Origin of the sequence: Arthrobacter sp. SLBN-122 (genome assembly GCF_006715165.1) — a bacterium.
GTDB lineage: Bacteria > Actinomycetota > Actinomycetes > Actinomycetales > Micrococcaceae > Arthrobacter.
On sequence record NZ_VFMS01000001.1, the window covers coordinates 1,106,634 to 1,119,762 of the forward strand.

Consider the following 13,129-nt stretch of genomic DNA (forward strand, 5'->3'; position numbering starts at 1 on the left):
AGTTGATGTGGTTGGACCACATCACCTAGAGTGTGGTTGGACCATAGGAGGAGCCATGACCCACACCATCCAGCCCAACAATCCGGAGGCTACCCCGGCGCCGGACGCCACGGACATCCCCGCAGCGCCGGCACCCGCCGGGGCTCCGTCGTCGTCCGCCCTGCCTGCCGCACTGAAGCGGCGCATTCCCAAATACTCTGACCTTGCGCCGCTGATGCAGTTCAAGAAGCCGGAGTTCAGCAGGGAGGCCCGGCTGAAGCGGGCCAGCACCATCTGGGAGTTGCGCGACATCGCCAAGCGCCGTACTCCGCAGGCACCGTTCGACTACACCGACGGCGCTGCAGAAGAGGAAATCACCCTCCGCCGCGCCCGCCAGGCCTTCCTGGACATCGAGTTCCGCCCGGGCATCCTGCGCAACGTCTCCAGCATCGACCTCAGCACGGAGATCCTGGGCAAGCCGTCACGGCTTCCCGTTGGCATTGCCCCCACCGGGTTCACCCGGATGATGCAGTCCGAGGGCGAGTACGCGGGGTCGCAGGCAGCCGAGGCAGCCGGGATCCCGTACACCCTGTCCACCATGGGCACCGCTTCCATCGAGGACGTTGCCGCAGCGGCACCGAACGGCCGCAACTGGTTCCAGCTGTACCTGTGGACGGACCGGGACCGCTCGCTGGAACTGATCGAGCGGGCAGCCAAGGCCGGCAACGACACCCTCATGGTCACCGTGGACACCGCCGTGGCCGGCGCCCGCCTCCGCGACGTCCGCAACGGCATGACCATCCCGCCCGCGCTGACCCTCAAGACGGTCCTGGACGCCTCCTACCGGCCGGCCTGGTGGTTCAACTTCCTCACGCACGAGCCGCTCACCTTTGCGTCGCTGTCCCGCTACACGGGTACCGTGGCGGACCTGATCAACTCCATGTTCGATCCCACCCTCACCTTCGAGGACCTGGACTGGCTGCGCGAAACCTGGAAAGGCAAGCTGGTGGTCAAGGGCATCCAGACCGTGGAGGATGCCCGCCGCGTGGTTGACCATGGCGCCGACGGCGTGGTGCTGTCCAACCACGGCGGCCGCCAGCTGGACCGGGCGCCCATCCCCTTCCATCTGGTTCCCGAGGTCAAGCAGGCCTTCATTGCAGACAACAGCAATGCCGCCGTCATGCTGGACACCGGGATCATGAGCGGCGCGGACATCGTGGCGGCGCTGGCCCTCGGCGCCGATTTCACGCTGATCGGCCGCGCCTACCTTTACGGGCTGATGGCCGGCGGACGGGCAGGCGTGGACCGCACCCTACAGATCCTGGAGAAGGACATGGCACGGACCATGGCACTGCTGGGCGTCAGCAAGGTCTCAGACCTGACCCCGGACCACGTGCGGCTGCTGCAGAAGTAAGCCCTACTTCTTCCGGCCGAACTTCGGCAGGTTGGGGAGGTTGGCCAGCAGGTCCGCCGCCTTCGTGGCGGCCCGGCCCACCGTGCGGCCGATCTGCTGCGGAACGCTGTCGTCACTCAACGGAGCGGCCGTGCCGCCGGGAATCACGACGGCGGGGCTCAGCTCGGCGCCCTCCCGCACCAGCACGGGCGCCGGGGCTTCCTCCCGGGCCGTCCGCGGCGCGGCAGGCCTTTCAGCGGCGGACGGGCCGGCAGCGTGGGGCAGGGAGGGGGCTGCGGCTGCAACGCCTTCCTTCAGGTGGGCGGCGACTTCCGGGGCGGGGACCGCCTGTTGCGGGACTGTCAGATCATGGCCGGCCGGTGAAGCGGCGGCTTTGGCGCCAAGGCCGACGTCGAACGTCTCCAGCCAGCTGGCGATGCCCTCCAACGGCCCGCGGTTCAGGGCGTAGTAACGCTTCTGGCCCTGCGCGCGCATACTGACCAGCTGTGCCTCACGGAGGACTTTCAGGTGCTTGGAAATGGTGGGCTGGCTCGCCGCCAGTTCCTCCACCAACTCCCCCACGGCCTTGTCTCCTGCCCTAAGGGCCACCAGGATGTCCCGCCGGGTGGATTCCGCTATGACGGCAAATACGTCGTCTGTCACCATGCCTCCCACCCTAGCGACATATGCCTCGAAAGGCATCAACTATTTCGGGCGCCCGGAGAGCTAGTCGAACCAGGGATCCAGCCCGTGCAGCGGGAACACCGCCTTGCGGGTTGCCATGACGCTGCGGTCCACGGCGTCGTTGGGGTCGAAGCCCACTTCCCAGGACCGCCACCACAGCTCCACATCGTCCCCCATCAGGGCCGGAGCGTCCCTTCCAAACTTCTCGGTTACGTACTGCCGCCAGTCCCCGGGCACGGGCGTTCGCAGCGGCACAGGCCGTCCGGCAGCGATGGCCACCAGGTGCGTCCAGGCCCGCGGCACCACGTCCAGCACGTTGTAGCCCCCGCCGCCGGTGGCGATCCACCGTCCCCCACAGTAGCGTTCGGCCAGATGTCCGACGGCGTTCGCCGCCTCGCGCTGTCCGTCCACACTGAGATTGAGGTGCGTCAGCGGATCGTTCCGGTGTGAATCGCAGCCATGCTGGCTCACGATGACCTCGGGCTCGAAGGCACCCACCAGCTGCGGCACCACGGCGTAGAAGGCGCGCAGCCACCCGGCGTCCCCGGTACCTGCGGGCAGGGCGACATTCACCGCGGTGCCTTCCGCTGCAGGCCCGCCGATCTCGTTGGCGAACCCGGTCCCCGGAAAGAGGGTCAGCCCCGTTTCGTGCAGCGAGAGCGTGAGGACCCGGGGATCGTCCCAGAAGATGTTCTGGGTGCCGTCCCCATGATGGGCGTCGACGTCGATATAGGCCACCTTGCGCAGGCCGCCGTCGAGCAGCTTCTGCACCGCAACGGCGGCGTCGTTGTAAATGCAGAATCCGCTGGCGCGGTCCCGGGCCGCATGGTGCATGCCGCCGCCGAAATTGACGGCGTGGACGGCCGATCCCTCCAGGACCCGGCTGGCGGCCAGCAGGGATCCCCCGGCCAGGCGCGCCGCGGCCTCATGCATGCCGGCAAACGCGGGGTCGTCCTCAGTACCCAGCCCCCGGGACTCGTCCGGCTGGGAGGGGTCGGCACTGACCCGGCGGACCGCCGCAACGTAATCTGCCGAGTGAACGGACTCCAGTTCAGCGTCAGAGGCCACATCCGGTGCCGCGACATCAACATGGTCCAGGTCGAAGAGCCCCAGGCTGCGGGCCAGGCGGGCCGTCAAGTCCATCCGTTCCGGCGCCATGGGATGGCCCGGACCAAAGTTGTAGGCTGTCATGTCAGGACTCCACGCCACCATCGTTGGCGGCGCGGGCTGGCTGAGGCCGGGCAGGTATGTCATCAATCACAGGCTACCCGAGCCCGCGCTGCCGCCCACCGGCCATGACGCGGGCTTTAGTGGTTTACTACTGGGGGAAGCCGTTTCAACCGAGGAAAAGCCACACATGACGCAGAGCCAGTCGAGGCCCCGGACACCGGCCGCCTGGCACCCCCCGGTGCAGGAGCGGGAGGGCCTCTGGGTCCTGACGCGGCTGCGCGACTTCATCGACGACATCGCCAACACCACCCCGGCGCGGCTGGCGTTGACGGCGTTCGCCGCCGTCTGCACGGTGTTTACATTTCTGTTGTCCCTGCCGGTCTCTTCCGCTGACGGAACCCCCACGCCCATCCACCAGGCGCTCTTCACTGCGGTCTCAGCGGTGTGCGTTACGGGACTCACGGTGGTGTCGACGGCGGTCCACTGGTCCTTCTTTGGCCAACTGGTGATCCTGGTGGGCATCTTCATCGGTGGCCTGGGCACCCTGACCCTGGCGTCGTTGCTGGCATTGATGGTGAGCAAGCGGCTGGGCGTCCGGGGCAAGATCATCGCGGCGGAGTCCATGAACAACGCCGGCCGCCTGGGCGAGGTCGGCACCCTGCTGCGGATCGTCATCACCACGTCCGTGGTCATCGAGGGCGTCCTTGCCCTCGCACTGATCCCCCGGTTCCTGACACTGGGTGAACCGTTCTGGCAGTCGGTCTGGCACGGTGTCTTCTACGGCATCTCGTCGTTCAACAACGCCGGTTTTACGCCGCACTCGGACGGCATCGTCCCCTATGAGACGGACCTCTGGATCCTCATCCCCCTCATGGTGGGAGTCTTCATGGGAAGCCTGGGGTTCCCCGTGGTGATGGTCCTGCAGCAGAACGGCCTGAACTGGAAGAAGTGGAACCTCCACACCAAGCTCACCATCCAGGTTTCCCTGATCCTCCTGGTGGCGGGCGCCTTCCTCTGGGCGCTGATGGAGTGGGACAACGCCAGGACCATCGGCTCCATGAGCGTGGGCGACAAGATCACGCACGCGCTTTTCGCGTCCGTGATGACCCGTTCAGGCGGGTTCAACCTGGTGGACCAGAACCTGATGGATTCCACCACCATGCTGCTGACCGACGCCCTGATGTTCGCCGGCGGCGGCTCCGCGTCCACGGCCGGCGGCATCAAGGTGACTACCATCGCCGTGATGTTCCTGGCCATCATCGCCGAAGCCCGCGGCGACGCCGACGTCAAGGTCTATGGCAGGACCATCCCGCAGGGCAGCATGCGGGTGGCCATCTCCGTGATCGTCGCCGGCGCCACCCTGGTGTCCGTGTCGGCTTTCCTGCTGCTGCATATCAGCGGCCAGTCCCTTGACCGCGTATTGTTCGAAACCATCTCCGCGTTTGCCACGGTGGGACTCAGCACCAACCTGAGCGCCGAGGTGCCGCCGGCCGGCGTCTACGTCCTCACGCTGCTGATGTTCGCGGGCCGCGTGGGTACCGTTACCCTCGCCGCTGCCCTGGCCCTGCGCCAGCGCAGCCAGTTGTACCACTACCCCGAAGAGAGGCCGATCATTGGCTAGTTCCACAGACGCCGCCCGGCGCCCCGCCCACAATGCTCCGGTACTGGTCATCGGGCTGGGCCGGTTCGGATCATCAACGGCCGAGCAGCTGGTGAAGCAGGGCCGGGAAGTCCTGGCCATCGAACGGGACCGGAACCTGGTGCAGAAATGGGCGCCCCTCCTGACCCACGTGGTGGAGGCCGACGCCACCAACATCGATGCGCTCCGCCAGCTCGGCGCCCAGGAGTTCAGCTCCGCCGTGGTGGGTGTGGGCACCTCCATCGAATCCTCGGTGCTGATCACCGTCAACCTGGTGGACCTTGGCATCGAGCACCTGTGGGTCAAGGCCATCACCCCGTCGCACGGCAAGATCCTGACCCGGATCGGCGCCAACCACGTGATCTACCCGGAGGCCGACGCCGGGGTCCGCGCCGCGCACCTGGTGTCCGGGCGCATGCTGGACTTCATCGAGTTCGACGACGACTTTGCCATCGTGAAGATGTACCCGCCGCGCGAAACGGTGGGGTTCACCCTGGACGAGTCAAAGGTCCGGTCCAAATACGGCGTGACCATCGTGGGCGTGAAGTCCCCCGGCGAGGACTTCACCTACGCCCGCCCCGAGACCAAGGTGTCCTCCCGCGACATGCTGATCGTCTCCGGCCACGTGGACCTGCTGGAACGGTTCGCCGCGCGCCCTTAACCCAGCTGTTTGGTGATCTCCGCTGCCCGGTTGGCTGCGGCGCGGGCCCCGGCGGCGATGATGGCAGGGATGCCCTGCTCGTCGAATGTGGCAATGGCGCGTTCGGTGGTTCCGTTCGGACTGGTCACGGCCCGGCGGAGCGCGGTGGGGTCTGCTCCGGGCTCGGCAAGCATGAGGCCGGCACCGGCCACCGTTTCGCGGGCCAGCAGCAGGGACAGCTCCCGGTCCAGGCCCAGTTCCTCCCCGGCAGATGCCATGGCCTCGGCCAGGTAGAACGCGTAGGCTGGGCCGGACCCGCTGATCGCGGAGAGCGCATCCACCTGCTCCTCAGGGACCTCCACAACGGTCCCGGCCCCCTTCAGGATCCCCTTGACCTTCTGGAGCTGCTCAGGGGTGCAGTGGGTCCCGGGCGAGACGGACACAACGCCGCGCCCCAGTTTTGCCGGCGTGTTGGGCATGGTCCTGATCACCGGCTGCCCGGGAGGCAGGGCAGCCTCCAGCTGGGCGATGGACACGGCAGCGGCCACACTGACCACCACCGTGTCGGGCGAAAGGGCGGGGCTGATTTCCCGGGCCAGGTCCGTGATGCCCACGGGCTTGACGCCAAGGATGACGACGGCGGATCCCTTGGTGGCCTGCCTGTTGTTGTCAGGCTCTTCCTCACCGGCGATCGCAGTGATCCCGTGGTACCGCTCGGCCAGTTCCGAGGCGCGGCCTGCCCGGCGGACCGTGGCCACCACATCCGCCGGATCCGTTCCTGCCTCCAGCAGGCCGCCAAGAATGGCCTCGTTCATGGATCCACAGCCAAGGAATGCGATTCGGTTGCTCATGCCTCCATCATTGCAGTTCGCACGCATTCACAGGCAACTCCCATGTTGGGCGCAGGCAGCACACAACTTGGGGTCCTAACGTAGTTATTACCTCATTGAGGGTGCGAGTGATGCGGCAGGCATGGGGATGCCTGCCAGGGCACCGGCGGCGCGGCAACAGGTTTTCCCCCATTTTCCTGTTGCCCGCCCCGGTGCTTCCGCTTTTAACGGATCAGGCGCGCTGCTGGGCGGTTAAACCGCGGCTTCCACAGAGCGGGAAGCGGCCACGTGCGGTGCGGGCTCGAGGGGACCGGAAAATACCAGCTGGTCCAGGCGGCGGAGAATCAGGCCCTCGCGCAGTGCCCACGGGCAGATGCGGAGCTTCTTGAACTTGAACATCTCAAGGGCGGCCTCGGCCACCAGCGCGCCGGCCAGGAGCTGATGGGCCCGGGCCTCCGAGACGCCGGGAAGGTGCAGGCGGTCCTCCGAGCTCATGGCCGAGATCCGCTGGGTCCAGATGCCCAGGTCTGAGGCGTGCAGTTCCCGTTTGACGTACGGGCCTTCCGCGCTGGGGGCAGCACCGGCGATCCGGGCCAGGGAGCGGAAGGTCTTGGAGGTGCCGGCCACCACGTTGGCCCGGCCCAGGCCGTCGAATTCGCGGACGGCAGGCTTGAGCGTGGCCCTTATATAGCGCCGGAGTTCCTTCACGCTCTTGGCCGACGGCGGGTCCTCGGCGAGCCAGTCCCTGGTGAGGCGGCTGGCGCCAAGCGGCACGGAAGTGGCCACTTCGGGAAGCTCGTCCTGGCCGAAAGCCATTTCAAAGGAACCGCCACCGATGTCCAGGTTCAGGATGGGCCCGGCACCCCAGCCGTGCCAGCGCCGCACCGCAAAGAACGTCATGGAGGCTTCTTCGCTGCCGGTGAGTTCCTGGAGGGTGACCGTGGTTTCGTGCTTGACCCGGGCCAGCACTGCGGGGCCGTTGGTGGCCTCGCGGATGGCTGACGTACAGAAAGCCAGCAGGTCCTCGGCCTTGTGCCGGGCAGCGAATTCCCACGCTTCCAGCACGAACTCGGTCAGCTCGTGCTGGCCCTCGTCGCTGATGCTGCCATCGGGCTCAAGGTACTGGACCAGGGACAGCGGCCGCTTGTGGGACGCGAAAGGGACCGGCTGCGCGCCGGGATGGGCATCCACCAGGAGCAGATGGACAGTATTGGAACCAATATCGAGGACGCCTAGACGCATGGGGACATTATTGCTCGTCAGCGCGCTTGAAGTCGCGCCGGATGTTGGCCACGCCTTCGGGATTGATTTCGAAACCATAGGCGGCGCCGGGGTTGATCACCATGCCGAGTTCATCGCCAAGGTTGGCGATGATGGCTGCGCCCTGCGTGCCCAGCACGTTGGGTGCAGCTTCCAGGTACTGCTGGTCCACCCTGCTGGGGTGCGAGAAAACGGCGAGGACGGGGTCGCCGTCGGCGTTGGCGAGAACAAGGGGCTCCACCTGGGAGTCCATGCCCTCCACCGTGTCCGAGCTGATGATGTAGACCTCGCTGTTCAGGAACGACAGGATGACGTCCACAGGGTTCGCGTCAGGCTGTCCGCCGGTGGCGAGCTTCTCTTCGAGGTCGTTGAGCGGCTGGAGGTCCGTGTGCGCAGGCTGTTCAGTCATACGACTACCCGATCACGATCCGGTGGCCGGCGCAAACGCGCCGGCCAGGGCGCTATTTCTTGGCTGTTGCCTTCTTCTTGGCCGGCGCCTTGCGGGTGGCGGTCCGCTTGACGGGGCCCTTGGCGCGTTTCTCGGCCAGCAACTCCACGGCCTGCTCCCGCGTGAGCTCCTCGAGGGAGGTGGCGCGGGGAACCGTGATGTTGGTGATGCCGTCCGTGATGTACGGGCCGAACCGGCCTTCCTTCACCACGATGTTCTTCTCGGACACGGGGTCCGGGCCGAACTCGGCCAGCGGCGGCACGGCGGCACGGGCGCCGCGCTGCTTGGGCTGGGAGTAGATCTCCAGGGCCTGTTCCAGGGTGATGGTGAAGATTTCCTCCTCCGACCCGATGGAGCGGGAGTCGGTGCCCTTCTTCAGGTAAGGGCCGAACCGGCCGTTCTGGACCGTGATGAGGTTGCCTTCGGCGTCCTCCCCCAGCGCACGCGGCAGGCTCATGAGCTGCAGTGCCTCGTCCAGGGTGACCGAGTCAACGGTCATGGACTTGAAGAGCGACCCGGTGCGCGGCTTGGCCTTGACCGGCTTCTTGGGCGGCTTGGGCTTGCCGTTCTTGTAATACTCCACCGGCTGCTTGGCCAGTTCTTCCTCTGTCATCTCGGGGATGATCTCGGTGACGTAGGCGCCGTACCGGCCGTTCTTGGCCACGACGGTGTGCCCCGTGTGCGGGTCGGTGCCGAGGACGCGTTCCTCCGGCGCCGCCGTCTCCATGAGTTCGATGGCCTTGGCTGCCGTCAGTTCGTCCGGAGCCAGGTCCTCGGGCACGTTGGCGCGGGCCGATTCGACGATCTCGCCGGTCTTCGGGTCCACCACTGCGGCCGAGCTTTCCAGGTACGGGCCGAACTTTCCCACCCGGAGCGTGATGTCGTCCGTGATGGGGATCGAGTTGATTTCCCGGGCGTCGATCTCGCCGAGGTTGTTGACGATGCTCAGGAGGCCGGGATCAGAGTCCTCGCCGAAGTAGAAGTGCCGCAGCCAGGAGGCGCCCGCTTCCTGGCCGTTGGCGATCTTGTCCAGGTCGCCTTCCATGTCGGCAGTGAACTCGTAGTCCACGTAGTCGGAGAAGTGCTGCTCCAGGAGCCGGATGACCGAGAAGGCGATCCAGCTGGGCACCAGCGCGGAACCCTGCTTCCGGACGTAGCCGCGGTCCTGGATGGTGGAGATGGTGGAGGCGTACGTGGAGGGCCGGCCAATGCCCTTCTTCTCCAGTTCCGCAGTCAGCGACGCTTCCGTGTAGCGCGGCGGCGGCGAGGTTTCGTGGCCCACGGCCTGGATGTCCGCGGCGGTGAGGGAATCGCCCTTGGCCACGTTGGGCAGGCGGCGCGCTTCGTCGGAGTCGTCGTCGCCGCGCGTCTCGTCCTTGCCTTCCTCGTAGGCTGCGAGGAAGCCGGGGAACGTGATCACGGTACCGGACGCGGAGAACTCGGCGTCCCGCCCGTCGGACGCCACGGCACCCAGGCGGATGGTCGCCGTCGAACCCTTGGCATCGCCCATCTGGGACGCGACGGTGCGCTTCCAGATCAGCTCGTAGAGGCGGAACTCGTCCCCGGACAGCTGCTTGGCCACCTGGGCAGGCGTGCGGAAGGAATCACCGGCGGGGCGGATGGCCTCGTGCGCTTCCTGCGCGTTGGCGGCCTTGTTCGAGTACACGCGCGGCGACTGCGGAACGTATTCGGAGCCGTACAGCTCGGAGGCCTGCCGCCGGGCAGCGGTGATGGCTTCGTCACTCAACGCGGAGGAGTCCGTACGCATATAGGTGATGTAGCCGTTTTCATACAGCCGCTGGGCGATCTGCATGGTGCTCTTGGAGGAGAAGCGCAGCTTGCGGCCCGCCTCCTGCTGCAGCGTGGAGGTGGTGAACGGCGCCGCGGGACGTCGGGTGTACGGCTTGGTGTCCACCGACCGGACCGTGAACGAAGCATCCTGCAGCCCGGCCGCCAGCGACGTTGCCAGTTCCTCGTTGAGGTGGGCCACGTTCCGGGACGTGAGTTCGCCGTTGTCGTTGAAATCACGGCCGGTGGCCACCTTGGCGCCGTCGACGGCGGCAAGCTTGGCCTTGAAGGAGCCGGAATCGGCGCCGAACTGTCCGGTCAGGTCCCAGTAGGAGGCCGACTTGAAGGCCATGCGCTCACGTTCGCGGTCCACCACCATGCGGGTCACTACGGACTGCACGCGGCCGGCGGACAGGCCCCGGGCCACCTTGCGCCACAGCACGGGCGAGATTTCGTAACCGTAGAGGCGGTCCAGGACGCGGCGGGTTTCCTGGGCGTCCACCAGGTCCTGGTCCACGTCGCGCAGGTTGCCCATGGCGCGCTGGATGGCTTCCTTGGTGATTTCGCCGAATGTCATCCGGTAGACCGGGACCTTGGGCTTGAGCACTTCCAGCAGGTGCCACGCGATGGCTTCGCCCTCGCGGTCCCCATCGGTTGCGAGATAGAGTTCGTCGGCGTCCTTGAGCGCAGCCTTGAGCTCAGTCACCTTTTTCTTCTTGTCCGGGGACACCACGTAGTACGGCTTGAAGTCGTGATCAATGTCGACGGCGAACTTGCCCACCGAGGTCTTCTTCAGCTCGGCAGGGAGTTCGGACGGCTGCGGCAGGTCGCGGATGTGACCGATGGAGGCCTCAACGATGAAGCCCTCGCCGAGGTACTTGGCGATGGTCTTGCTCTTGGCCGGAGACTCCACAATCACGAGTTTCTTGCCGGTTTTGGCCTTGCTTGGCACGGTGCTCCTACAGAAAAAGGTTGCTGGGGCAGATGAGCCCATGTCCGCCTAGTTCACCATATTTTGGGGAATCGTGCGCATTCCTGTGGAAAAGATGCCGGTTCCGGCGAGCGCTTGTGGGGCTTGCCGTCAGGCCGGAACCGCTGCCGGAATGAGGAAGCCGTCGCGGACCAGGTTGGCCACGTCGGCGAGCAGCGCACCTTGGAAGGACCCGGCGTCTCCACCCAGGAGGGCCTCCAAAGCGGCGGCGATCTGCCCGGCGGTCAGGTCGCCGTCGCACGCCGACACAAAGCCTGCCAGTTCGGTGCTCATCAGATTGGTCCGGCGCAGCCCGGCGCCCTGCCGGAGCAGGATCACCCCGGGGTGTTCGGCGCCGGGGCGCTGGTGGCGCTCCTCGGTGACGTCGTCCGCCACGAGCAGGTGCGTGCCGGCAAGGTCGTGCCCGGCCAGCCAGTCGCTGCGTTCGACGGCGGCGCCCAAGTGGGGTCCGATGGGCTGCTCGATGGGGTAGGTGATTTCCTCGAAACGGCTGATGGCGGCCCCGTCGCCGGCAGCGGGACGCCGCAGCCACACCATGCCGAATCCGATTCCCGCCACATTCCTGGAGGCGAAGTCTTCAAGGTAGGCGGCGTAGGCGTCGCGGTAGTGCTGCCGGTCCCGGGACTCCGAGGCATCCTGCAGCCAGGTTTCGGCGTATTGTTCGGGGCTGACCTGCTCGCGCTGGATAAACCAGGCGTCGGTCCCCGGCCGTATCCATGACTGTGGCCGCTCGTCCCAGCCGGCACCGGCTGGAACTTCCCAGTTCCCCAGCATCTGGGCCGACCCGCCGGGTGCCAGGATGCCGGGCAGGTCCGCCACCAGGGCTGAAACGATCCCGTCGCCCGGCAGGCCGCCGTCGCGGTAGGTGAATCGGTCCGCTGCATCCTCCCCCGCACTGCGCGGAGTGATGACGAACGGCGGGTTGGAGACCACCAGCCCGAATTCCTCACCGGCCACGGGCTCCAGGAGCGAACCGAGGCGCAGGCTCACCCGGTCTTCGAGGCGGTCCGGGTCGACGGACAGCGCCTCTGCGTTAAGCAGGATGTTGAACCGGGCGTAGGCCAGGGCGCGCGCGGAAATGTCGGTGGCGGTCACATGCTGGCAGTGGTGCAGCAGATGGAAGGCTTGGATGCCGCAGCCGGTCCCCAGGTCCAGGGCGCGCTCGGTGTGGCGGCGGACGGTGGTCTGCACCAGGGTGGTGGATGCTTGCCCGATGCCCAGGACGTGGTCGTGCCGCAGCACTCCCGCCTGCTGATGCGCCGCGAGGTCGCTGGCCACCCAGAGCTCGGCACCGCCGGTGCCGTCGTCATTCCTGTCCCAGCCGTACGGCCGCAGGTCCGCCTTGGCGGTGAGCAGGCCCGAGCCGGGTACGGGCTGCACCAGCCCGAGCTCAAGGAGGCCTTCAACGCCTGTGTCCGGCAGCGCGGCGTCGAGCGTTTCCCGTTCCTGGGGCTCGGCGAGGAGCCAGAGGCGGACGACGGCGGCAAGCGGGGCCACCCCGTTGTCCTCCTTCACTGCCCGCTCGGCAGCGAGCAGCGCGGGAATGATCTGGTCCCGGCTCAGTGCCGCGGAGGCCGTAGGGCCCAGCAGCCCGGCCACGCCGTCCAGCGTGTACTCGAGGCGGCGCAGGTCTGCGGCGAGCGCCGCCAGCAGGCCGGGAAGGTCGCTGCGGGGAGCGTCGGGGGTGTTGCCGGCGGTGAACTCGTAAGGGGATCTAGGCACCGCTCAAGTTTAGTCCGGCGTGCCTGCGGGGTACGGTGGAGCCATGCCTTCCCGCCTTGCCCTCCTTCCGCGCGCCCGCACGGCAGCTGCTGCACTTCGCCGTCCGCTGCCGGGGACAACGCTGGCGGGGACGGTGCTTGCCGCGGTCCTCGGCCTGGCTGTGGCCGGGTGCTCGCCCGTGTCTTCCGTGGAAAACGCGGATGTGCCGAAGTGGCGGGCAACCGCCCTGCCATCGTCACCGGCTGCTGTTGTGCTTCAGGACTCGGGCAAGATCCTCAACCGGGACCGTATTGTGCAGGATGCCGCAAACGTTCCTGCCGGAAGCTACACGCTCACGGCTGTCTGTGACGGAGCGGGGAAGGCCTTCTTCGCGGTGTCGCTGGACGGCAAGCCCGTGGCCGAAGCCGGGGCCGCATGCAACGGCCGGCAGGAGACCACCAGGATCAGCCTTCCCGCCGCCGGACGGGTCGAAATCAGCAGCTCCAGCGTGGACGCTCCGCTGCTCTACGCCTACCGGCTGGTGCGCACGCAATAACGCCCGTTCCGGCTATGGCCCGCCGCCCGCTGCGGGCATAAAGTCTGACT

At 67.1% G+C, this 13,129-nt stretch carries 11 protein-coding genes; 4 read left to right on the top strand and 7 right to left on the bottom strand.

Features of this window, described 5'->3' with window-relative positions:
- The first annotated feature begins 55 nt into the window (after positions 1-55).
- Positions 56-1,393 (top strand): alpha-hydroxy acid oxidase, encoded by a 1,338-nt coding sequence (locus FBY36_RS05235; RefSeq protein ID WP_142117641.1) that lies wholly within the window; start codon positions 56-58, stop codon positions 1,391-1,393.
- A gap of 3 nt (positions 1,394-1,396) precedes the next feature.
- Here FBY36_RS05235 and FBY36_RS05240 read toward each other — a convergent pair whose 3' ends face one another.
- On the bottom strand, positions 1,397-2,038 hold the full coding sequence (locus FBY36_RS05240) for an ArsR/SmtB family transcription factor (protein ID WP_142117642.1): 642 nt from the start codon (positions 2,036-2,038) through the stop codon (positions 1,397-1,399).
- Between the two features lie 60 nt (positions 2,039-2,098).
- On the bottom strand, positions 2,099-3,310 hold the full coding sequence (locus tag FBY36_RS05245; RefSeq protein ID WP_142117643.1) for an acetoin utilization protein AcuC: 1,212 nt from the start codon (positions 3,308-3,310) through the stop codon (positions 2,099-2,101).
- Between the two features lie 103 nt (positions 3,311-3,413).
- On the opposite strand from FBY36_RS05245, the gene FBY36_RS05250 reads away from it, so the two are divergent.
- Positions 3,414-4,847 carry a TrkH family potassium uptake protein gene (locus FBY36_RS05250; RefSeq protein ID WP_142117644.1) on the top strand — a complete coding sequence of 478 codons (1,434 nt, stop codon included), beginning with the start codon at positions 3,414-3,416 and terminating at the stop codon, positions 4,845-4,847.
- Entirely contained in the window at positions 4,840-5,526 is a 687-nt protein-coding gene (locus tag FBY36_RS05255) for a potassium channel family protein (RefSeq protein ID WP_056328631.1), read from the top strand. Before FBY36_RS05250 ends, FBY36_RS05255 begins: the two co-directional genes overlap by 8 nt.
- Here FBY36_RS05255 and proC read toward each other — a convergent pair.
- The 5 genes from proC to FBY36_RS05280 all read right to left on the bottom strand — a co-directional run bounded on the left by proC (position 5,523) and on the right by FBY36_RS05280 (position 12,544).
- Positions 5,523-6,356 carry a pyrroline-5-carboxylate reductase gene (proC, locus tag FBY36_RS05260; RefSeq protein WP_142117645.1) on the bottom strand — a complete coding sequence of 278 codons (834 nt, stop codon included), beginning with the start codon at positions 6,354-6,356 and terminating at the stop codon, positions 5,523-5,525. The genes FBY36_RS05255 and proC overlap by 4 nt on opposite strands.
- A 231-nt stretch (positions 6,357-6,587) precedes the next feature.
- Entirely contained in the window at positions 6,588-7,577 is a 990-nt protein-coding gene (locus FBY36_RS05265) for a Ppx/GppA phosphatase family protein (protein ID WP_142029000.1), read from the bottom strand.
- A gap of 7 nt (positions 7,578-7,584) precedes the next feature.
- The gene (locus tag FBY36_RS05270; protein WP_056328622.1) at positions 7,585-8,004 is read right to left on the bottom strand and encodes an SseB family protein; all 420 of its coding nucleotides are present in this window, start codon (positions 8,002-8,004) and stop codon (positions 7,585-7,587) included.
- A gap of 52 nt (positions 8,005-8,056) precedes the next feature.
- A complete protein-coding gene (topA, locus tag FBY36_RS05275) occupies positions 8,057-10,783 on the bottom strand; it encodes a type I DNA topoisomerase (protein ID WP_142117646.1) in 2,727 nt (908 codons plus the stop codon).
- Positions 10,784-10,912: 129 nt separating this feature from the next.
- Positions 10,913-12,544, bottom strand: coding sequence for a N5-glutamine methyltransferase family protein (locus FBY36_RS05280; RefSeq protein ID WP_142117647.1), 1,632 nt, complete (start codon positions 12,542-12,544; stop codon positions 10,913-10,915).
- Between the two features lie 43 nt (positions 12,545-12,587).
- Here FBY36_RS05280 and FBY36_RS05285 point away from each other — a divergent pair, with 43 nt between their 5' ends.
- Positions 12,588-13,079 (top strand): hypothetical protein, encoded by a 492-nt coding sequence (locus FBY36_RS05285; protein WP_142117648.1) that lies wholly within the window; start codon positions 12,588-12,590, stop codon positions 13,077-13,079.
- Positions 13,080-13,129 lie beyond the last annotated feature (50 nt).

Excerpts from the sequence above, each read along its gene's own strand:
- FBY36_RS05235 (WP_142117641.1), top strand. The coding sequence starts at position 56 with ATGACCCACACCATCCAGCCCAACAATCCGGAGGCTACCCCGGCGCCG.
- FBY36_RS05240 (WP_142117642.1), bottom strand. The coding sequence starts at position 2,038 with ATGGTGACAGACGACGTATTTGCCGTCATAGCGGAATCCACCCGGCGG.
- FBY36_RS05245 (WP_142117643.1), bottom strand. The coding sequence starts at position 3,310 with ATGACATACCTGCCCGGCCTCAGCCAGCCCGCGCCGCCAACGATGGTG.
- FBY36_RS05250 (WP_142117644.1), top strand. The coding sequence starts at position 3,414 with ATGACGCAGAGCCAGTCGAGGCCCCGGACACCGGCCGCCTGGCACCCC.
- proC (WP_142117645.1), bottom strand. The coding sequence starts at position 6,356 with ATGAGCAACCGAATCGCATTCCTTGGCTGTGGATCCATGAACGAGGCC.
- FBY36_RS05265 (WP_142029000.1), bottom strand. The coding sequence starts at position 7,577 with ATGCGTCTAGGCGTCCTCGATATTGGTTCCAATACTGTCCATCTGCTC.
- FBY36_RS05270 (WP_056328622.1), bottom strand. The coding sequence starts at position 8,004 with ATGACTGAACAGCCTGCGCACACGGACCTCCAGCCGCTCAACGACCTC.
- FBY36_RS05285 (WP_142117648.1), top strand. The coding sequence starts at position 12,588 with ATGCCTTCCCGCCTTGCCCTCCTTCCGCGCGCCCGCACGGCAGCTGCT.